Source organism: Sphingomonas faeni (genome assembly GCF_040407495.1).
In the GTDB taxonomy this organism is placed as follows: Bacteria; Pseudomonadota; Alphaproteobacteria; order Sphingomonadales; family Sphingomonadaceae; genus Sphingomonas; species Sphingomonas faeni_D.
This window is the reverse complement of record NZ_JAPZPP010000001.1, coordinates 1,005,068-1,025,877: the sequence shown is the minus strand read 5'-3', so window position 1 is coordinate 1,025,877 and position 20,810 is coordinate 1,005,068. Positions and strand designations below refer to the sequence as shown.

Annotated in this window: 16 protein-coding genes and 1 pseudogene; 8 read left to right on the top strand and 9 right to left on the bottom strand. The window is 63.2% G+C overall.

Going from position 1 to position 20,810, the window contains the following annotated elements; all coding sequences use genetic code 11:
• The first annotated feature begins 182 nt into the window (after positions 1 to 182).
• Positions 183 to 1,205: a LacI family DNA-binding transcriptional regulator gene (locus O6W96_RS04530; RefSeq protein ID WP_353468458.1), complete on the top strand. Its 1,023-nt coding sequence runs from the start codon at positions 183 to 185 to the stop codon at positions 1,203 to 1,205.
• A 239-nt stretch (positions 1,206 to 1,444) separates the two neighbouring features.
• On the opposite strand, the gene O6W96_RS04525 is transcribed toward O6W96_RS04530, so the two are convergent.
• On the bottom strand, positions 1,445 to 2,125 hold the full coding sequence (locus tag O6W96_RS04525; RefSeq protein WP_353468457.1) for a DUF6445 family protein: 681 nt from the start codon (positions 2,123 to 2,125) through the stop codon (positions 1,445 to 1,447).
• 46 nt (positions 2,126 to 2,171) lie between these two features.
• Between O6W96_RS04525 and O6W96_RS04520 the strand changes: the two genes are divergently transcribed.
• Positions 2,172 to 3,761: an MFS transporter gene (locus O6W96_RS04520; protein ID WP_435372189.1), complete on the top strand. Its 1,590-nt coding sequence runs from the start codon at positions 2,172 to 2,174 to the stop codon at positions 3,759 to 3,761.
• A 181-nt stretch (positions 3,762 to 3,942) separates the two neighbouring features.
• Here O6W96_RS04520 and O6W96_RS04515 read toward each other — a convergent pair whose 3' ends face one another.
• Positions 3,943 to 6,276 carry a TonB-dependent receptor gene (locus tag O6W96_RS04515; protein WP_353468455.1) on the bottom strand — a complete coding sequence of 778 codons (2,334 nt, stop codon included), beginning with the start codon at positions 6,274 to 6,276 and terminating at the stop codon, positions 3,943 to 3,945.
• Positions 6,277 to 6,534: 258 nt separating this feature from the next.
• Here O6W96_RS04515 and def point away from each other — a divergent pair, with 258 nt between their 5' ends.
• Genes def through O6W96_RS04500 form a run of 3 tightly spaced genes read left to right on the top strand, consistent with a single transcriptional unit; the run spans position 6,535 to position 9,220 of the window.
• Positions 6,535 to 7,077, top strand: a complete 543-nt coding sequence (def, locus tag O6W96_RS04510) for a peptide deformylase (RefSeq protein WP_353468454.1) — start codon at positions 6,535 to 6,537, stop codon at positions 7,075 to 7,077.
• Positions 7,077 to 8,369, top strand: a complete 1,293-nt coding sequence (locus O6W96_RS04505) for an APC family permease (RefSeq protein ID WP_353468453.1) — start codon at positions 7,077 to 7,079, stop codon at positions 8,367 to 8,369. The genes def and O6W96_RS04505 overlap by 1 nt, the downstream gene beginning before the upstream one ends.
• The gene (locus tag O6W96_RS04500) at positions 8,366 to 9,220 is read left to right on the top strand and encodes a TauD/TfdA dioxygenase family protein (protein WP_353468452.1); all 855 of its coding nucleotides are present in this window, start codon (positions 8,366 to 8,368) and stop codon (positions 9,218 to 9,220) included. Before O6W96_RS04505 ends, O6W96_RS04500 begins: the two co-directional genes overlap by 4 nt.
• Positions 9,221 to 9,329: 109 nt before the next feature.
• Here O6W96_RS04500 and O6W96_RS04495 read toward each other — a convergent pair whose 3' ends face one another.
• The 5 genes from O6W96_RS04495 to O6W96_RS04475 all read right to left on the bottom strand — a co-directional run bounded on the left by O6W96_RS04495 (position 9,330) and on the right by O6W96_RS04475 (position 14,158).
• Positions 9,330 to 10,148 carry a phosphate/phosphite/phosphonate ABC transporter substrate-binding protein gene (locus O6W96_RS04495; protein ID WP_353468451.1) on the bottom strand — a complete coding sequence of 273 codons (819 nt, stop codon included), beginning with the start codon at positions 10,146 to 10,148 and terminating at the stop codon, positions 9,330 to 9,332.
• Positions 10,145 to 11,035 carry a fatty acid desaturase gene (locus tag O6W96_RS04490; RefSeq protein ID WP_353468450.1) on the bottom strand — a complete coding sequence of 297 codons (891 nt, stop codon included), beginning with the start codon at positions 11,033 to 11,035 and terminating at the stop codon, positions 10,145 to 10,147. The genes O6W96_RS04495 and O6W96_RS04490 overlap by 4 nt, the downstream gene beginning before the upstream one ends.
• Positions 11,036 to 11,232: 197 nt before the next feature.
• A complete protein-coding gene (locus O6W96_RS04485; protein ID WP_353468449.1) occupies positions 11,233 to 11,802 on the bottom strand; it encodes an alpha/beta hydrolase in 570 nt (189 codons plus the stop codon).
• A 176-nt stretch (positions 11,803 to 11,978) separates the two neighbouring features.
• The gene (locus O6W96_RS04480; RefSeq protein WP_353468448.1) at positions 11,979 to 13,268 is read right to left on the bottom strand and encodes an MFS transporter; all 1,290 of its coding nucleotides are present in this window, start codon (positions 13,266 to 13,268) and stop codon (positions 11,979 to 11,981) included.
• Between the two features lie 11 nt (positions 13,269 to 13,279).
• Positions 13,280 to 14,158: a TauD/TfdA dioxygenase family protein gene (locus O6W96_RS04475; protein ID WP_353468447.1), complete on the bottom strand. Its 879-nt coding sequence runs from the start codon at positions 14,156 to 14,158 to the stop codon at positions 13,280 to 13,282.
• A gap of 261 nt (positions 14,159 to 14,419) precedes the next feature.
• Between O6W96_RS04475 and O6W96_RS04470 the strand changes: the two genes are divergently transcribed.
• Together O6W96_RS04470 and O6W96_RS04465 are read left to right on the top strand one after the other, a co-directional pair.
• Positions 14,420 to 14,848: a GlcG/HbpS family heme-binding protein gene (locus tag O6W96_RS04470; protein WP_353468446.1), complete on the top strand. Its 429-nt coding sequence runs from the start codon at positions 14,420 to 14,422 to the stop codon at positions 14,846 to 14,848.
• 420 nt (positions 14,849 to 15,268) lie between these two features.
• Positions 15,269 to 15,505: pseudogene (locus O6W96_RS04465) on the top strand (integrase); the annotation flags it as partial.
• Between the two features lie 224 nt (positions 15,506 to 15,729).
• On the opposite strand, the gene O6W96_RS04460 reads toward O6W96_RS04465, so the two are convergent.
• Positions 15,730 to 16,353, bottom strand: a complete 624-nt coding sequence (locus tag O6W96_RS04460) for a cupin domain-containing protein (protein ID WP_353468445.1) — start codon at positions 16,351 to 16,353, stop codon at positions 15,730 to 15,732.
• A gap of 365 nt (positions 16,354 to 16,718) precedes the next feature.
• Between O6W96_RS04460 and O6W96_RS04455 the strand changes: the two genes are divergently transcribed.
• The gene (locus O6W96_RS04455; RefSeq protein WP_353468444.1) at positions 16,719 to 18,704 is read left to right on the top strand and encodes a hybrid sensor histidine kinase/response regulator; all 1,986 of its coding nucleotides are present in this window, start codon (positions 16,719 to 16,721) and stop codon (positions 18,702 to 18,704) included.
• Positions 18,705 to 19,343: 639 nt separating this feature from the next.
• Here O6W96_RS04455 and O6W96_RS04450 read toward each other — a convergent pair.
• The gene (locus tag O6W96_RS04450; RefSeq protein WP_353468517.1) at positions 19,344 to 20,810 is read right to left on the bottom strand and encodes an efflux transporter outer membrane subunit; all 1,467 of its coding nucleotides are present in this window, start codon (positions 20,808 to 20,810) and stop codon (positions 19,344 to 19,346) included.

The window sequence follows — 20,810 nt, the reverse complement described above, 5'->3', positions numbered from 1 at the left end:
GAGTGATCCCGCGCATCCTCAATGACTTGTGTCGGTAGCCTCGACGTCGTGCTTTCGCGTCGATTGTCGCAAGACGGCTATATTTCGGGCGAGGCCGTTGCAAAAGAGACGAGCATACGTATTCACTGGTTCATGCAGATCGCGTCTCTTTTGGACCACTCCCGCTGGCAAGGGCGCTGAGGATGGCCCGCCGACCGACATCGTTCGACATCGCGCAATTGGCGGGCGTGTCGCAGCCGACGGTGTCGCGTGCGCTGCGCGGGTCGAAGTCGGTCAACGCCCAGACCCGCCAGCGGATCGAGGCGATCGCACGCAGCCTGCATTACGCGGTCGACAAGCACGCTTCGTCGCTACGAAGCCAGTCGGCGAACACGCTGGCGCTGCTGTTCTTCGAGGAACCGGCCGAAGACGAGTCGACGATCAACCCGTTCTTCCTGTCGATGCTGGGCTCGATCACGCATGCCTGCGCCCGTGCCGGCTACGATCTTCTGATCTCGTTCCAGCAATTGTCGGGCGACTGGCACGTCGATTATCAGGACAGCCGCAAGGCGGACGGCATCATCCTGCTTGGTTACGGCGATTACGAGGCGTACCGCGCGCGTCTCGATCACCTTACCGAACAGGGAACCAAGGTGGTGCGCTGGGGCGCGGTCGGTACGGGGCCTGCTGGGATCACGGTCGGCTCCGACAACCGCGGCGGAGGCGAGGCGGCGACCGCGCACCTGATCGCGCGAGGTAGGCGGCGGATCGCGTTCCTGGGCGCCGCGGACGGGCGGTATCCCGAACTGGAGGACCGCTATCGGGGATATCTCGACGCGCTGGTGGCTGCGGGGCTGACGGCGGACGCCGCATTGCAGGTCGATGCGATCACCACCGAAGACGCCGGACGGGATGCGATCGCCGAACTCGCGCGACGCGGCGCCGACTATGACGCAATTTTCGCGGCGAGCGACAGCATCGCGATCGGCGCGATGCGCGCGCTGGCCGCCGCGGGGCAGTCGATTCCGGACGACGTCGCCATCGTAGGCTTCGACGATATCGCGTCGGCGCAACTGACCAACCCCCCGCTGACGACCGTGACGCAGGACGCGCGCCGGGCAGGGGAGGCGCTGGTAAGGACGCTGCTGGCGAAACTGCGCGGCGAGGTTTCCGACGACCCGCCCTTGCCGACCCGCCTGGTGATCCGCGCGAGCAGCGGGGCGTAGCGACGACAGGCCTCTGCCGCGACGGCGTGGTAGCCCCACAGGTAACGGGTGGGGGCATGAAACAGCCTTGACGCCGACCATCACCACCTCCCCGGCGAAGGCCGGGGTCCAGTTGGGAAACGGCGTTGATGAAGACCGCGATCCCTTACGCAGTGCTTTCCAACTGGGCTCCGGCCTCAGCCGGGGAAGTGCGGGTGTTGAAATGAGGCAGACTCACTATCCCATCGCGCACGCTTGGCTCAGTCGTCGAACAGGAACAGATTGAGCGTCAGCCGACCGGCCAGCGGGTCCGTGCTAAGCGTCACCTCGGGCGGAAGATACGCACAGTGCAGCGTATTCCCCGCATAGACGAGCGCCCGGTTGAAGCGCGCCGGCTGTACCGCAATACGTTCGTACAATGCCGTGTCGCCGGCGATGTAGGACGCCTCGGGCACGCCGTTCGCCTGCACGCCCGCTTCCAGTTCCGCCCTGAACCGACCGAGGCGCGACGCATCGACGGTCTCGAACGCTGTCGATCGCTGGCGGTAGAACGCAGTGCCGCCCTGTTCGCCGCGCCCCAGGAACAGGAGCACGGCGATCCGCCCCGGCTCGACGCCGTCGAAATGCGGCAATCGCTGGATCGGCGCGAGATCGCCAGGTGCCGTGGTGACGAGCGAATAATAGGCCTCCGACACCGCCGGCGCCGGATCGAGCCCGAAATGCTCCACCAACAAAGGCGCGATCCGGCGTCGCATCGTCTCGGCGAGGCGCGGCGGCACCTCGGCGCGGACGCCGGGATAATGCGGACCGATCGGCGCCATCCGCAGGCTCGCCGCATCCTCGCGTAGTGCGTCAGGATCGGGCCAGAAATCGTCGATCGCGATCAGCGGGCGCTGCTCCTCGCCTTGGAGGTGAAGCGTGGTTTTCGGCATTTGGGTCATGCCTGCCTTCATGCCGCCGGGCGGCGCGGCGGGGCAAGGTATTCGTATGCATAGTTGTTTTGCTGGTCGCTTGGGGTCAAGCCGGTCCGTCAGATCGCCACGCAGACAAGTGGCGACCGATCAGGAGAGCCGCGTTTTGACCGAGAAACCAGTCCAGGGCTTTGCCGGCCTGTGGAACATCAGCTTCGGCTTTTTCGGGATCCAGATCGGCTTCGCGCTACAGAACGCCAATATGAGCCGGATCTTCCAGACGCTCGGCGGATCGCTCGACGACCTTTCCTATCTGTGGGTCGCGGCGCCGCTGACCGGGCTGCTCGTCCAGCCGATCATCGGCCATTACAGCGATCGCACCTGGACTCGCTTCGGCCGTCGCCGCCCGTATTTCTTTGCCGGTGCCGTCCTCGCCGCGCTCGCGCTGTTCGTGATGCCCGAGGCGAAGATGCTGTGGCTCGCCGCACTGACGCTGTGGGTGCTCGACGCCTCGGTCAACGTGTCGATGGAGCCATTCCGCGCGTTCGTCGGCGACATGCTGCGGAAAGACCAGCACACCGCGGGCTATGCGCTCCAGACAGCGTTCATCGGCGCCGGCGCCGTCGTCGGCTCGATCTTCCCGTTCGTGCTCGCGCATCTCGGCGTATCGGGCAATGCGCTGGCGGGCGTTCCCGACACCGTGCGCTATAGCTTCTGGTTCGGCGGCGCGGCACTGCTGCTTGCAGTCCTGTGGACGGTCGGCAGCACGCGCGAATATAGTCCCGAACAGATGGCATCGTTCGCTGAATCCGACCGTGACAAGGCGCACAGCGCTCCGGTCCGCGCGCTCGCCAGCCGCGGCTTCGCGACCAGCATCACCTGGATCGTCGCCGGGATCGCGGTCGTCGTCGCGGTGCCCGAACTGGCGTTGCAGAAGGAAGTGTACCTCCTCGGCGGCCTGCTCGTCGCCTATGGCGGCGCCAGCCTTGCAGCCATACTCCTCGCGCGTGGCGGCAATGTCGACAATGCGCTGAGCCAGATCGTCGGCGACTTCTCCGCGATGCCCAACGTCATGAAGCGCCTCGCACTCGTCCAGTTCTTCAGCTGGTCCGCGCTGTTCATCATGTGGATCTTCACCACGCCCGTCGTGGCCCAGTACATGTACGGCTCAAGCGATGCCACGAGCGCCGCCTACAATGCGGGCAGCGATTGGGTCGGTGTGTTGTTCGCAGTCTACAACGCCGTCGCCGCGCTGGTCGCGTTACTGATACTGCCGCGGTTGGCCAGACGGATCGGCCGGGTCAAAACGCATATCGCCTGCTTGCTATGCGGCGCCGCGGGATTTGCGAGCTTTCTCGTGGTGCGCGATCCGACGGTACTGATCGTCAGCGAAGTCGGCGTCGGCATCGCCTGGGCGTCGATACTCGCCATGCCGTACGCGATCCTCGCATCGAGCCTGCCCCAAGCCAAGCTTGGCATCTACATGGGGCTGTTCAACATCTTCATCGTGTTGCCGCAGTTGCTGGTCGCGACGCTGATGGGGTCGGTGCTGAAGGCGTTCTTCCCGACCGAACCGATCTGGACGATGGCGTTCGCCGCGATCGTAATGATTTTTGCAGCGCTCGCGATGCTGCGCGTCCCCGAGATTACCGATAGGATTTCCTGATGCGAGAAGTAGCAAACTGGTCCTGAACGACCAGAAATCAGTCAGCGCTACTTGGTTGCGACGTCGGCATGAACGAGCGTCCGAAGTTGGGAAGCGGGGATGAGCCCGCGAATGTCCGGGTGTGCGTCATGGAACATTGCGGTATCTTGGTGAGCTCGGTCTGGGCTCGTCGACATCCCCCTTAAAACCGCAACGAACTTTCGATACCGAACTCCTGCGGCCGACCGGGTGTGTATCGGTCAATGCCAAAGCCGCCGAAATATCCCGTACGGGCTTGCTGCGTCACCTTGTCCAAGACGTTGGTCCCGTAAACGCCGATCCGCCAGCGCCCGTCGGCGTCAGGCGAATAGTCGAGCCGGAATCCGACCAGGGCATAAGCCGGCAAGCGGCAAACATAGTCTGCACCTGACTGGCACGCGGGCTTCTTGCCGATACCACGGACGTCGACGCTGGGTGTCACGAGCCCACTTCCGACATGCAGATCATAGGCTACGGCCGCGCTGTAGGTGTATTTCGGTGCGGAATTGACCGGCGTATCGAGCGTCAGCGTCACCGCGTTCGGGCGAATGCTGTCATAGCCCTGCGTCAGATACGAGACGTTGCCGCGTACCGTCAGATCCTGCACCGGCCGCAGCACGAATTCGCCTTCGAACCCTGCCTCGTGAGCGGATGCCGCGCTCTGGACCTGCCGCGTAGAGACGTTGCCGACCAGGACGTTCACGCTCGCCTGGATATCGGTGTATTTCTGATAGAAGCCCGAGAGGTTGATCACCGCCCGCCGATCGAGAATGTCGAGCTTCACGCCGGCTTCGTACGACCACAGCTTTTCGGGGTCGTAGGAAGACGGGAAGCGTCCGTCCGCTGAAGGGCCGCCCAACTGCTGGTTGAAGCCGCCGGAATTGTAGCCGTGTGCGGCAGTCAGATAGGTGAAGACCGTGTCGGACCAGCGATAGGAAAGCTGAAGCTTCGGATCGAAGCCGTCCCAGTGATCGGTATCGCGCGCTGTGAATGGGGCACCGCCGCAGTTGGCGATGCCTCCGAGGAAGTCCCCGTTGAAATAGCCGCACTGCGTCGGCACGCCGTTGTAGAGGAACGTGTTCTCCCGGCCGGCGAAGAAGACGTAGCTGGAGCCCGTCTTGCGATCATAGGTGTAACGCCCGCCGAGAGTCGCCTCCAGTTTCGGCGTGATCTTGTACGACGCCTGCGCGAAGGCTGCGTAGCTGCGATACTTGAGCGAGGCGTCGTAGACATAGCCAAGCGGATCGATCCAGTCGGGTCCTGTATCCTGGAGGAAGTCCGTCTTCTGCTGGAAATAGAAGGCGCCCGCGAGAAACGTCAGGCGGTCGTCCAGAATGGTGCCCCCGATCGTAAGCTCCTGTGTGAACTGCGTGCTGCGCGTGTCATCATATTCCGCGTAGATGTCATTCGGGGCGTCGTTCACTGGCGTGTAGAACTGGGCATGCGAGCGGCGATACGCGGTAATCGAATGCAGGGCGATGCCGCCGCCCAGATCGTAGCCGAGACGGCTGTTGAGCGTCGTCGCGACGGTGTCGTTGAAAGGGCCGCGGCCCGCATAGCGTGAGATGCCGCCCGCATCGCCACCGCGCGCGATGTCAGTCACGGCCGCACTGGTAGGCGCAAGCAGAGAGGCGCCGCCATAGACGGTGTAGTCCTTCCCCAGCACGGGATAGGCCGTGCAATAGGGGACGGCGTGCAGGGCATCGTAGTTTTGGATGTATCCCGCCGTGGAAAGGCAGCCGACGGGTATGGTCGCGCCGCCATCGGTCTTCGACCGGTTATATTCGCCGAGCAGATCGATCGTGAGAGGCCCGCCCTTGTCGATACGCAGCTGAAGGCGGCCCGACTGATTGTTGACGTTCCCGCTGCGGTCGTCGTCCAGAACGTGCTTGATATAGCCGCGTACGCTCTGCGTGCGAAAGCTCGCCCGGGCATAGACGCCGTCGGTCAGCGGAACGTTGAGCGCACCCTCGGTATCGATCCTCCTGAAACTGCCAGCGCGGACCTGCGCATAGCCTTCGAACCGATCGGTCGGACGCTGCGTCGTGAGCAACACCGCGCCTGCCGTCGTGTTCTTGCCAAACAGCGTTCCCTGCGGACCCTTCAGGACCTGCAGCGACGCGACGTCGTAGAAGTAGAGATCGTTGCCTTCCTGCCTGCTGACGTACATCTCGTCGACGTAGAAGCCGGCCTTGGTGTCTGAATTGACCTGATTGAAGGTCTGCCCGATCCCGCGAATGGTAAAGCTCGTGCCGCCCGACAGCAGGGGTACCAGTTCGAGATTGGACACGGCGCCGCGCAAATCCTGGAAGTTGCGGATGTTCTGCTGGACCAGGTTTCTGCCAGATAGAACCGTCGCGGAAACCGGCGTGGTCAGCAGGCTCTCTTCCCGTCGACGAGCGGTGACCGTGATCTCGCCAACGTCGTCCGTAGGGCGGGCCTCAGCCGCGTCAGGCGACTGCGCGGTCGACTGCGCGGTAACTGGCGAAGCTGCCATGCCTGCAATCAATGCGAGCGCCGAGAGCGCGCGCGTCCTCGATGACGGATGTGCTGCCATGATACCCCTTTTGTCAGCGTTTGCCGCTGCTTGCCCTGTATGACTATATCCCTATGCTCGCGGTATGGATTGTGGACAGAGCTTTTGTTTTGCACTGCATCGTTCGGCTTTCGGCGGCTTGGCATGGCATGATTTTGATCCTGCAAAACAACGAGTGGGTGAGGGCTGAGAGATGGTCACCAAGCTGGCGGGGTTGTTATGATCAAACCGATCCTGAAGATGGGGGATCCGCTCCTTCTCCGCATTGCGCGGCCGGTGGTCGACCTCGCCGCCCCAGAGTTGAGAACGCTCATTGCTGACATGTACGAGACGATGGCCGCGGCAAACGGCGTCGGCCTGGCAGCGCCGCAGATCGGGGTCGAGCTGCGCGTCATGGTTTTTGGCTTCGACGACAACCCCCGCTATCCAAACGAACCACCGGTGCCCATGACCACGTTGATCAACCCGGAGGTCGACATCCTGACCGACGAGACCGAGGACGGGTGGGAGGGATGCCTGTCGATCCCGGGCCTGCGGGGATCGGTGCCCCGCGCGACGCATATCCGCTACCGCGGTATCGGCGAGGACGGTCGCGACCTCGTCCAAGAGGCCTGGGGCTTTCACGCACGGGTCGTCCAGCACGCGCTCGATCACCTGAACGGCGTTCTGTATCCGCAACGGATCGCCGACATGACGAAATTCGGGTTCATCGACGCGTTGTTCCCCGACAGCGGCTTGGCCGCGCTCGAAACGGATCGGTGATGAATTCGGGTTCGAAAGACGCGGGAGAGGCAGCCGGTCCGGACGGCACCGGTCTCGCGCGTGCCCTTGGCCGGTGGGGACTGACGGCGCTTACGATCAATTGCGTCGTCGGCGCAGGGATCCTCGGCCTGCCAGGCAAGGTCTACGCGCTTGCCGGCGCCTCCACCGGGTGGGTCGTAGCCGGTGCCGCCATCCTCGCCTTAGCCGCAGCGTTATGCCTTGCGGAGCTTGGCAGTCGCATGGACGGAAGCGGCGGTCCTGTCGAATATTGCACGGCAGCCTTCGGTCCGGTTGCGGGGTTTGCGGCAGGCTGGCTGTTGTGGGCGGCGACCGTCCTGGCTGCAGCGTCTTTGCTCAACCTCTTCGCAACGATGGTGGCACCTGACGCACACACCTTCATAGTGGTCAGTACGGGACTGGGACTGACCGTCCTGACCTGTGCAGGCATGGGGCGCTCGGCAATCGCGAGTGGTGCATTGACCGTGCTTAAGCTCGGACTGCTAGCGGGAGTGGCTATCGCCGGCCTTGCCGCACCAGCGGTTCCCGCTACCTTACCGACTACAGCTGTACAGCCAGTAACGGCGCTGATCCTGATGTTCTTCGCATTCATCGGGTTCGAACGACCAACTGCGGTCGCGGGCGAGGTGGTAGACGCGCGCCGCGCCGTTCCGTTCGCACTGCTCGTCGGGATGGCGGTGGTCACCGCGCTGTATGCGGGCGTGATCGCCGCATGCTGGCGCGGCGTGCCGGATCTTGCGCTCAGCGAGCACCCGGTAGGAGATCTGCTCGGCCGCTTGTTCGGGAACGAGGTTGCGCGCGGCGTGGAGATCGCGGCCGCGGTGATCGTGCTCGGTACGCTCGTCAGCCAATGGATCACGGCTCCGCGGCTGATGCTCGCGCTGTCGGAAAGCCGCCAATTGCCATCGGTATTTGGCCGTATCGCGTCAGGCAGGGGGACGCCGGACGGGGCTATCGTGACAACGGGCATCGCCGCCATCGTGCTGGCACTCGGTGGCGATTTCGTCACGGGCATCGCAGCGTCAAGCGCGTCGCGGCTGCTGATCTTCATGGGGTGCGCCGCAGCGTTACTCCGTCTTCGTCGCCAGCGCGGCATTCCGGAAGCGCGCTTTCACTTGCCGCTTGGAGCGGCAGTCGCCACCTGCGTGATCCTGGTGTGCGGAGCATTGCTCGTTGCGGCCTCGGCCGAGCTTGCCCGGCTAGGGGTTCTGATCGTCGTTGGAGGATTGCTTTGGCTGATATCGAACGGGAGACGCTGGATCCAGCGGGTGTGACCGACACTGCGGGTCTATCGGTCGCTCCATCGTGCCCGGTTCTGGGCGCGGAAGTCTCCGGCCTTCGCATTGACGGGTCGATCGATGGCCATGTGGCTGCGGCTCTACGTAATCTGCTGCTGCGCTACAAAGTCCTGTTCTTTCGCGATCTCGATCTTACCCACGAACAGCATCTGACGCTGGCCAGGGTGTGGGGTGACCTCGAAGGGCATCCGGTCATCAAGCATGTGCCGGGATATCCCGAGATCCTCGACATTCGCGGTTCGGAGGGACGCGTCGAGGACAACGCCGGCAACCAGCGCTTCCAGACGCTCGACAAGTGGCATGCCGACGTAACCTTCCGCGCCGCACCCTCGATGGGGGCGGTGTTGCGCGCCCGTGAAATCCCGGAGATTGGTGGGGATACGTTGTGGGCCGATGCCGCCGCGGTTTATGCGGGGCTTCCCGACGAGGTGAAAGCGCGGATCGCAGGGCGGACCGCGACGCATGACCTGCTCTTCGATTTCGGCGACCGGATCGAGCCCGACCGCCGAGCCGCGTTCGCTCAAGAGTTTCCGCCACAGCATCATCCGATCGTCCGCGTGCACCCCGAGACGGGGAAGCCGGTCCTGTTCGTCAATGCGAGCTTCACCAGTCGGATTGACGGGATGGACGAGGTCGAGAGCGCGGAACTGCTCGGGTATCTGCTCGATCGGTTCAAGGTACCCGAATATCAGGTGCGCTTCCGGTGGTCGCCGAACGCCGTCGTCATCTGGGACAATCGTGCGACACAGCATTATCCCGTCGCAGACTATTGGCCTGCGCGCCGCAGGATGGAACGCGTAACGATACGCGGTGACATTCCGGTTTGAGCGCTTCGAGGCCGCTTGGAGTATCGATGTGCTGCCAAAGCAGTGCGGGCGCCGCGCAGGCTCACGATGACGTAGCTGAGATTAGGCGCCTGATGATGTCGCGGGGCGGTCATCGCAGGTCCGGATAGCCGAAGCGGATCGCCGTTTGTTTCAGCGCGTGGATCGGGGCCAGCGCGTCGAGGTTCGCGGTGACGATCCCCGCCAGCCCGAGGATGGCGCGAGCCTCCGCCAGGCGTCGGTCCGTCATGATCTGTTGCAACGCTAGTCGCAGCGCTGCGATGGTCTCGACGCTCGTCGCAGCGGACGTCACGAACGGCAGCGTCGGAGAAGCCGGACTACGGGCGACGATTTTCAGGGGGGCGGTCAGATCTGGTTCGTGACGCATCAGCGTCGCATAGGTGACGGTGTCGATCGCTGCGATATCTGCGTTCCCTGCGGCGATCGCCGCGACGCTGCCGCGATGCGATCCGGTCTGCACAACACGAGCGAAGAAGACACTGGTTTCGGCGATCGGCGCTAACGTCGCGCGGAACAGGTTCATGCCTGTGTTCGACTGCGGATCGTTGATCGCGGCGCGGGTGTCGCGGTAGTCGACCAGCGATCTACGTCCATCGTTCGCGCGCGCCACCAGTACGCTGGCATGTGTCGCGTCGCTGCTGTTGAACCCCGGCATATCGTAGATCGGTAAGGCGATAACTTGGAGCGCAAGGCTATCGTCGGCGATCAGCGGATAGCCGCACGCTTGCCCGAACAGCAGGTTCGGGTCCCGCCAGAGATCATGGACGTGGCGCTCCCGGTCGAGGACATCGGGCACGTCTTCGACCCCCAGGGTGCGCAGAATGCGGACGATCGCGGACCAGAGCCGATCGTTGGCGCGCTGCTGCGCCGGATGATCGTACATCCCGAGCGACGCGACCAAGCAGTTCATGCGGTATGTTGCCGGGCATCGGGATGGAGCATGTCGTCGTGCGATCGAAACGCGAAACGCCGGATGATCTCACCATAGCCGCGATAGACCGGCGCGCCTTGCGCCACGAACCGGTCACGGTGGCTGCTGTGATAGGACGGCAGGCGATACCAGGGAAGCCCCGGACGTTCGTGATGCGCGGCATGGAGATTGTTGTTGAGGTACAGCAGCGCGAACAGGCCGCCGCGCTCGACGATGGCGGCGCGTCCGGGACTCGTGAGATCGGCGCGATGCTCGGCATAGGAGCGCAGCATCGTCAGCGCGGCGCCCGGATAGACGAATACCAGCACATACTTGGCGAGGCTCAGTCCGACATGATCCAGCCAGCACAGGATCGCAGCTACGCCGAGCAGATGCGGCACCCAGTCCCGCGCGACGGCACCGGGGTTGCGAACGGCGCGTCGCATCTCGCCGAATAGGAATCTTCCGATCGACAGCACCGGGCCGCAGATCATCTGGCCAACCAAGGTCGATTGCAGCGAGGCGGCGAGGGCATCGTGTCGGGATAGGTGGTAGCGCGATTCAGGATCATGTCGGGGATCGGTGATCACCTCGGCACCGTGATGCGCAATATGGCTTCGGCGATACAGCCGATACGGCAGCCAGAGCGACAACGGGGCAAATCCGATGGCGCTGTCGATCCGGCCAATCCCGGTCGGATGGCCGTGGATCGTCTCGTGCTGCAGCGATCCCTGCCAGGCGACCAGCCAGCCGCCAAAGACGATCAGTACGGGCAGCGGAACCTGCGCCTGGAACGCGGTAAGCGCGATCCAACCGGCGTAGATCAGGACGGCGATGGCGAGCGTGGGCCACTCCAACACGGGCATCCTCGCGACGACGTTTCGCATATCCACCTCCTTTGCATCTCCAATATCCCCTCGGCCGATGGGAATTGAAAGCAAGCAAAGATGCGTTGATCGGATAGGTTTGCTTTGTCGCGACGATACGGGAGGGTGCCGCCCCCAAACAGGAAGTCGGGCAGTATTCGCCAGAGCGCTCACGTTGCTCGACATTCGGCTGGTCTCACTCGACGGCCGGCATCCAGCTAGGCGTCTCCGATAGCCTGGATGATGCGATGCGCAGCCACGACGTCGCGCTCGACGACGGCGGAAGTGAAGCGTTCGATGATGGCGCGCAGGCGGTTGGTCGGCGCCGTCATCGCGTTCAGGAGCGGGCCATCGATGAGGCGACTGCCCCATTCCACGCCTAGGCGCTGCGCTTCGTCATCGGCGCCGACGACGATCGATGGGAAGGGAAGGCCGATTTTTGGCGCCGCGAAGTTACGGTGGTCCAAGCTCGTGCCTTCGGGGGCGACCAACAAGGCGCCGGCAACGTTCGCGGTATAGGCTTTCGGCGACAGTCGGGCCCACCACGCGGCGGCCGCGCAGGCACTGCCCTGTGCCAGGAGCATGACGGCACGATCGGAGGCCGATACGGTGGCATCGATCCGGGCGGCCAGCGCCGTTCGCTCGGCAGCGGTACGGCTGCGAACAGCGATATGCTGCGCATCGCCAAACCGCGGAAACTCCCGGAACCGTCCGAACATCGAGACAGCGTTGTCGGGGACGAGCGCGATGAGCGTCAGCCGATGGCTATCCAGGACAGCAACAGACACAATCCGGTCTCCCTTTCCGTGAACGTGTAAGCTGCCTTCTTCCGGCCAGCGGCGCAACGCAGCAGCGCAGATACGCGACAGACCGTTCTATCCTGAGTTTCGGCCGAGATCAGGGCAATTAGATTTCACGCGATATGTCACCACGCCTTGCAAAGCGGTGCTTTCCCCACTCCGACTCAGCGAGGTCCGTCGGCTTGAAAGGGCTTTTCCGGGTGCATGAAGAACGTCAGACCTGCGCCGACCAGGAGTAGCGCCAGCGATGCGCAGAACGGGATCGACCAGCTTCCCGTCAGATCGACCGCCGCGCCGAACACCAGCGGTGAGAGAATACCGGCGATACCAAAGCCGAAGTTCATCATGCCACTGGCGGTGCCGGCATATTGCGGCGCGATGTCCATCGGTACGGCCCAGATCGGCGCCACCACGAGCTCGGAGAAGAAGAACGCGAGCGACAGGCATATCGCGACCGTCGTCAGGTCATGGGTTAGGACCACGGGCACGAGAAACACGAACGCGCCGACCATCCCGACAATGATCAGATTGCGCCGCGCCGCCTGCAAGCTGCCGGTCCTCCGGTAGATATAGTCGCTTGCTGCTCCACCGACCCAGTCGCCGATCACGCCACCCAACAGCACACCACCCGAAAACAGCGCCGAGTGCTTCAGGTCGAGCCCGAAATTCTTGAAGAAGAACGAAGGGAGCCAGGTTAGGAACACCCACAATGTCCAGCCGTAGCAGAAATCTACGGCGGTGACGGGCGCGATCCGCCGCGCGAGCCGCCACCATGGAACGGGAGGCGTGGTGGCAGCCTGTTGGGCGGCCGGGGCCAGTTCGGCGCGTTCCTTGTCTGACATGCCGGGATGTCGTTCCGGATTCTCCCGCGCGACCACAAGCCACAGTATCACCCAGACCGCGCTCGCAAGACCTAGCACCACGAATGCCCCGCGCCAGGATACAAGCGCCATCAAGCCGACCAGCAGCGGCGGGGTCAGCGCATTGCCAAGCCGCGCAGCGGCGTGAGTGATCCCCTGTGCAAAGCCCCAGCGCGCCGGCGGCAGCCATGTTGCCATGGCGCGCGTTGCAGCAGGAAAAGCGAACCCCTCGCCAATGCCGAGTGCGAGACGCAATGCGAACAGCGATGCCATCCCGCCGACTAGCCCAGTCAACACCGTCGCCACGCAGACGATCGCACCGCAGATCAGCAGCATGCGTCGCGGTCCGAAGCGATCGATGACCCGACCGCCGAATAGCTGGATCAGGGCATAGGGATAGGAAAAGGCGGAGATCGCCAGGCCGAACTGGGTGTTGCTCATGCCCAGTTCGGCAGTCATCCGCGGGCCCACCGTCGCCAGGTTCACCCGGTCGATATAAAGGACCAGATACATCAGGCAGAGCACCGCGAGGATGCGGTTGGGGATGCTCATCCACCGCGGGACGTGACGCGCGACCGCGTCGGACCGGCTCAAGCTACCGCCCGTCATGCAGGTCGGCCCGTCCCCTTGATCTGCGTCCTGTGCATCACACGCCGCGCGGCCGGATCGAACGCATCGCGGCGGTGCATCGTGCAGCGATTGTCCCACAGCACCAGGTCACCCTTGCGCCATTGATGGCTCCAGCCAAACCGGTCGCCGTCGATATGATCCCAAAGCGCGTCGAGCAACGCTTCGGATTCGGCGAGATCCAGGCCATCGATATAGGCATTACGGCGGCGGCCGAGATACAGCGCGGGGCGTCCGGTTTCTGGATGCGAGTAGACCAACGGGTGCAGACTGCCCGGAGCCACGCGCGGGTCGTCGCTCGGTGTGACGCCCTGACGCAGGAAACCACCGCTATTGTAGGTGCCGTCGTGCTTTACGCGGCGTCCGGCGATGCGCGCCTTCAGGTCATCGGGCAGCGCCTCGTATACGGCGTACATATCGATAAAGCTCGTATTGCCGCCCGTCGGTGGCACCTCCAGCGCATAGAGCGCGCTCGCCTGGGGCGGGACTTCGACATAGGACATGTCGGTGTGCCAGACCGCCTCGCCATTGCCGAGGCTACCGATCGGGACGCCGCCCTCGACCACGTTCGAGACGACATAGAGTTCGGGCAATCCCTCGACGAAGCGGCGGCCGGTCTCCTGGACGGGCGCGAGATCAAGGTCGCCGAACCGGCGGCTGAAAGCGATCAGGTCCGCGTCCGACAGCGATTGATTGCGGACGAGCAGGACCAGATTGTCGAGCCAGGCCTGGTGGAGGTTGTCGAACTGCCGATCGTCGAGCGTCCGAAGATCGATACCCCGAACCTCTGCGCCGACGCCCTTTCCCGTTTCGACCACGTCGAGGCCAACTCGACTCGCCACAAGATCGTCCATCATCCCGTACTCCATTATCGCACGTTCGCAGTCGACGAGCTCCGGCCGCCGCATGACCGTTTTAACGATCGACCACCGACGTGGGCCGCAAAGCATTTGTTTGGGCCGGTCAACCGGGCCATATTTGTGAGCGGTAGTGATGCAAATTGGCCGCCGCGGGATCGCTGAAGGCAGTAGAGGCATTTCCACACAGGCCATGATCCCGGTCAACCTCACGCCGATTACCCGTCGTCTCGGATAGCGGTCGATACAAAGGACTCATGCATGATGCGCATCACGCTCGAACTTGCCAGTAAGATTGTCACGGCGACGCTGCAGCGGAGGGTGGAGCTCGGTTTCAAGCCACTCTGCGTGGCAGTGCTCGATGGTGGCGGGCACCTCGTCGCGCTGGAGCGTGAAGACGGGGCGTCGACGCTGCGGCCCCAGATCGCGATGGCCAAGGCAGGCGGGGCGCTCGCGCTTGGGGTATCGAGTCGCAAGATCGCCGAGATGGCGTCGGAGCGACCGACGTTCATCGCGTCGCTCGGGCCTATCTCTCCGCACGGCGTCGTGCCTGCGGCGGGCGGTGTGCTCATCGTCGACGAAGACGGCCAGTTGGTCGGGGCAGTGGGTGTGACCGGCGACACCTCGGACAATGACGAAGCGTGTGCGCTTGCCGGTATTGCTGCGGCCGGGCTTTCGGTCCTGGAGTGAACGCGGCAAATTGCTCGCGTCGACCGCTAGCGTTTCGATCGACCCGAGATGTGCAAACCATGGCATCGCTGCTATTTTTCTGAGGAGTTCTATACTTGGATGATGATTGATCGGACGGCGTCGATGATGGCGTCGGCCTCAGTTCTCCTCATCCAGTCCGGCGTTACATCCGACCATGCAACAACGCCTGTTTCGTCGACGACAAGGGCCGTTGGGAAAGGCAGCTCCCACGTGCCCGTGCCGGTCACCTCGCCCAAGTGTGTTGACGCGGCCTGCCGGGTTGCCGAACTGGCTTCGAAGGTGATGCCGAGTTGGCGTGCGAGGTGGTTGTCGCGGTCGGTCGCTACTATGGTGAAGTCGAGCGCGTTGCGCTGCTGTATCTCCGAGAGTTTCGAAGAAACCTGCGGGCTGATCGCGACGACCGCGCTGCTCGGCGCCTGTGGCGGCGATCTCCAGGGGCTGCGTGATGCCGCGCTGCTGTCGCTGGGCTATAACGCTCGACTGCGCGTCAGCGTGCTCGTTGCGGTTAGGGTCGCACATATCGATCCGCACAGTGACGGTTCGGCACTCCTGTTCATTCATTCGTCCAAGACCGATCAGGAAGGGCAGGGGGCCTGGGGCTGGTTGTCCGCGGACACGATGCGCCGGGTCGGCGCCCGGCTGGCACCGTTGAGTAACAAAGCCCGGAGGGCTGATCAGATGCAAAACGCGTAAGCACGACGGCCGCAATACAAAACCTATCGCAAGCTAAGCCGTCTCACGTTCGCCATGTCTGGACGGTCAGGGCCATTGATCTGGACGATCGGACACCTGGCAAAGATTTGGGCTCTGTGGAAAGTTTGATCGCTTCGGTTCTGGACTTCGCACGATAGGCCGAGGGGCTATGGCGATAGGCGGCCACGAACGCCCGAGAGAACGGCCGCGGACCCAACGCTTTGCCCGAATGCCCGTGAAAAATAATCTGAGAAAGACGCTCGGCTCATACCGGCCAGCGACGCCAGGCTTTCCACTGTATGGCCGGCAGCAGGGGTGTCGATGACCGCAGTTATTGCTCTGGCAAGCCGTGGGTAATGGAACGCGCCAGCAAGAACCTGCTGCTGATCATCACCTGTCCCGCGACTCCGCAACAGCGCGATCAGTCCCTGCTTCATCAAAGCTTGGCACATCGCTTGGGCACCTAACCCGACACCAGCAATCTCGAGCCTCATGGCGTCGAACACGTATGCTGGGATAGGGCTTGGCGTGACGTCGGCCACAACGGGGGCTTGGAGCAGGTCAAGCAGATCCGGTGCTCCATGATACGGGGCGGGCAGGGCACCGCAGAGCACGAGCGTATCGTCTGCGCCGCTGCCGGCTGTGAACTCTACCAGACCATCGCCTAGTAGCGCGCATTGATCTGCAGCGTCACGAACTCGGACTCGATCGCTGGCGTCACCGACCCAATGACTATGACCTGTCGGAACGATCAACACGCTTGGCGCCGTGAATGGTAAAGGGGCCTGCATGCCGTCTGGATATGTGCGGTACCTCTGAGCACGAAGTCGACCGTTACCACGCCGAAGACCGGGAATGACATCCGCTACCCCGCCTGGATCCGGCATACGAGCTGGCCTTCTTTCCACGAAACCTATTTTCCACTGCGCGGGCTCCGGCTTCCTTCGGCAGTGGGCGGTACCTTCAAGGACGTATGGCAGATGCCTGGGCCAAACGAGGAGGTCTATAAACAGTTGCCGTTTGCGATCGTATGAAGCGTTCTAGTGGTTCAACCTTTTGAAACATCGGTTTATTCGCTGTGGACCGAAAACAGATGCTGTGCTCGGTAAGCAACCTGCTTATGGGATAAAACTCAGGCGCTGACGGAGCTGATTAATTGCATTTCGACGTGTTGGCAGGTGGCGGGGCAATGGGCGCAGCTATGCGGGCGCACGACTGGTTGAACTCACCTCTCGGACTCCCGGAAAGTTGGCCGCAGCCGCTGAAGACGCTGGTCGGCGTTCTCCTCGCGGCTGACCAGCCGATGTTTGTCGGTTGGGGCGACGATCACGTGCTGCTCTACAACGATGGCTACGCGCCGATGCTGGCCGACCGTCATCCCGCCGCACTCGGCCGCCCATTCTTCGAGGTCTGGCCTGAGGTACGCGGTGAACTGGCACCGTTGTTCGATGCCGTCGCACGCGGAGAGCCGATCCACATGGCCGATCTAGTACTGGAGCTGGATCGTCCGGGCCGCGGTTCCGAAGCGCATTTTGCCTTCAGCTACACGCCGGTCCGGAGCGAAACGGGCGCCGTCGCTGGGCTCTTTTGTGCGTGTATCGAGACAACGGACAGCATCGTTGCCGAGCGGGAGTCGTCGGCCGCGCGCAATCGGCTGTTCGAGATGACGCGCGATCTCTTCGGCGTTGCGACGTTCGATGGCCAGCTGAAGACGATCAACCCTGCCTGGTCCATCATCTTGGAACGACCCCATGACGAGCTGATCGCCCATCCGTTCAGCGACATCATCCACCCGGACGATCTGGCAGAGACCGGGGACGTGGTAGCGACGCTGATGCGTGGCGAACCCGTTCACCAGTTCCATGTCCGCCTCCTGAAGGCGGATGGCACACCGGTCGCCTTCGCCTGGTCGGCAGTGCCAGACACGACGCCGGGCAGTGGACTCTTCTACACGGTCGGTAGAGACATCACCGAGCAGCGCCGCATCGAAGAGGCATTGCGCCAAAGCCAGAAGATGGAGGCGGTCGGCCAGCTGACAGGCGGCATCGCGCATGATTTCAACAATTTGCTGACCGCCGTCACGGGCGGGCTCGAGATGCTCGGCCTTCGGCTTCACGCCGGGGAGTACGACAAACTCGATCGCTACATCACCATGGCGCAAACGGGTGCGAACCGGGCTGCAGCATTGACGCAGCGTCTCCTCGCCTTCTCGCGCCGGCAGACGCTGGCGCCGACCCCCACCAATGCCGATCTGCTGATTGCGGGTATGGAGGATATCATCGATCGGACTCTCGGACCGGAGATCGAGGTGAAGGTCGAAGCGACCGCAGGATTGTGGCCTGTACTCGTCGACGCGCCGCAGTTGGAAAATGCCCTGCTGAACCTGTGCATTAATGCACGGGACGCAATGCCCGATGGTGGCAGGTTGACCATCGAGACAAGCAACAAGCACCTAGATGCGCGCGCTGCTACAGGTCAGGACCTGCCCGAAGGCGAATACGTCTCGCTTTGCGTAACCGATACGGGAACCGGCATGTCGCCGGAGATCATCGAACGCGTCTTCGATCCGTTCTTTACTACCAAGCCGATCGGACAGGGGACGGGTCTCGGCCTATCCATGATCTACGGTTTTGTCCGGCAGTCGGGCGGGCAGGTCCGCATCTATTCCGAAGTTGGCCACGGTACGACGATGTGCCTCTACCTTCCTCGTTATGCAGGCGCCGCTGCTATGGCCAGCGAAGCCAAGGGCGAGCGCGATCCACTTCGTGCGACGGCGGGCGAGACTATTCTGATCGTCGAGGACGAGATCGCAATCCGGCAACTGGTCAGCGAAATCCTGACAGAGGCGGGCTACCGAATAATAGAGGCGTCTACGGGCCCTGCCGGGGTTAAGGTGATGCAATCGGCCGAACGGATCGACCTTCTGGTTACCGATGTCGGATTACCAGGCGGGCTGAACGGGCGGCAGGTAGCCGATGCTGGCCGTGCGGTCCGGCCTATGCTGAAGGTGCTGTTCGTCACTGGCTATGCTGCGAATGCCGCCGTTGGTGCTGGCCATCTGGATAAAGGAATGGAGATACTGACCAAGCCGTTCAACATTGGCGAACTTGAACGTCGTGTACACACGCTGATCAGAGGATGATCAGTGGCTGCAGGCGTTCGAACGGTTGGGCGACGTTACATATTCGGCACTAATCTCATTCACTACGCACTGCGTGGGTGACCACTAGAAGATAGCGATGGATGAGTTTGCACGCGTGATGAGTATGGAGGGCGTTCGTCCTCTCGATGAGTCAAAGCAAAAACCTAGCCATACTGCTGCACAGCCGCGTACGATACCTAGTTCAAGCGTCGTGGCACCTCCGACGATGGAACCGACTGGTTACGCATGGGTCACTGGCCCTCGTGCGTGCACGGCGCCCGAGACGGCGCTAGAGCGCCTTGCCAATGAGATCCGCATTGGAGGCGTGATTGGGCAACCGGCATCTGTCAGGATGGCAGAACAGTCACGTTGCCTGCATCTTCAGGAGCGGCATCGCTGCTGGGCACCGCAGATCGCCAATCGCTGCGCCTCATGATCGTGGGCGGCGACGGTTAGACCTTTGTAATCCATCCACTGATGGAGGGCGCGACGCTCGACGAGGACCCTGCCAGCACCGAATAAACGCGCGGCCATCTTCGGGAATAGACGGGACCGGCCACAATTTCGATCTGTGAGTCCTCAAACATCCTGGGGATGGCGACAGCTATCGGCAGGTCCTTACGCCATGTGACCACGACGTCACTTATTAGCGGCTTGCCCCGTCCATCCGCCGGCGGTCGCTGTATAGAGCCGCGCAACATTCAGGAGTTGCCGGGTTCTCGCCAACACCAGGCCGTTGCGCGACCGTTGATAAAGGCGTTCCGATTCCAGCACTTGCAAAATGCCCGAATTGCCGACGTCGAAGCTGCGGCGGGAGAGATGGCGGGAGCGGGCGGCGACCGAGACGGACTCGGTCTGGTTCGCCACAGATCGAGCGTCGGTCTGGATCGCCGACAGCGTATCGGCGACCTGACCGAATGCCGTCAGGACGGTCTGGCGATAGGTTGCTTCACTAGCTCGCGCGCGATCGAGTGCCACTGCTCGCTGTGCCTTCAGCGTGCCGCCGTGAAAGATCGGCGCGGTCAGTCCGGCAAAGATATCATAACCCCGGAACGCGTTCTTGAGCAGGCCATCAACCCCCGGAGCACCCTGTGTCAGCGTCGCGCCCAGCGTGATGTCGGGATAGAGGCGCGCGGTCGCGATTCCGACGCCTGCCGCGGCTGCATGCAGATCGGCTTCTGCCTGGAGGATGTCGGGACGGCGGTGGACCAGTTCGGACGGCAGCGCGACGGGGATCGACGCGGGCAGGGTCAGCCGGTCGAAGTCGATCTCGGTCGGCCCCAGATCCGCGGGCGCGATCCCGGTCAGTGTCGCGAGCAGATGCCGCGCCTCGGCAAGTTGCTGATCGAGCTGGGGCAGGTCGGCGCGGTCGGCAGCGTATTGGCTTTCGGCATTGAGCACCTCGACCAGCGTGCCGTCGCCACCCGCGCGACGCTTGCGGGTCAGGTCGACATTGCGCTGGTCGTCGGCGAGCAGCGTGTTGGCGGTTGCGATCTGCGCGCGAATTGCGGCAATCGTCAGGACCTGGGTAACGACCTGTCCGGCAATCGACAGATGCGCAGCTTCGGTCTGGCGTAATTGCGCCTCGGCCTGCGCTGCGCTCTGTTCGACCTGACGGCGCAGACCACCGAACAGGTCGAGATCGTAGCTAATCCCGCCACCCGCGGAGTAGAGGAGAAATTCGGGATTACCGCCGGACGCGAGCGGGTTCGCGCCCGAGAAGCCGAAGCCCGCCAGATTGACCTGCTGCTGGTCGACCCGCGCGTTTGCATCGACTTGCGGCAGGCGTCGTCCGGCGATCGCGCGCAGTTCTTGGCGCGAGGCATCGAGCGTGGCGTTGCTAGCGGCAAGACTCTGGTTATTCGCCATTGCTCGGTCGACCAGCGCATCCATCTCGGGCGAGCCGAACGCGGTCCACCATCGCGACGTGGGGCCTGTGCCGAAATCGACGCGCGGCGTATGCGCCGTTGTAGCCGAAGCTTCGCCCGTCGCGAGAAAGGTTGCGGCCGTCGGGGACTGAGGGCGCGCAAAGTTCGGCCCGACGGTGCAGCCTGCCAATATGCTCGTCAGCGCGCTTGCGGCGAGAAGGATCGAGGGAATGCGCAT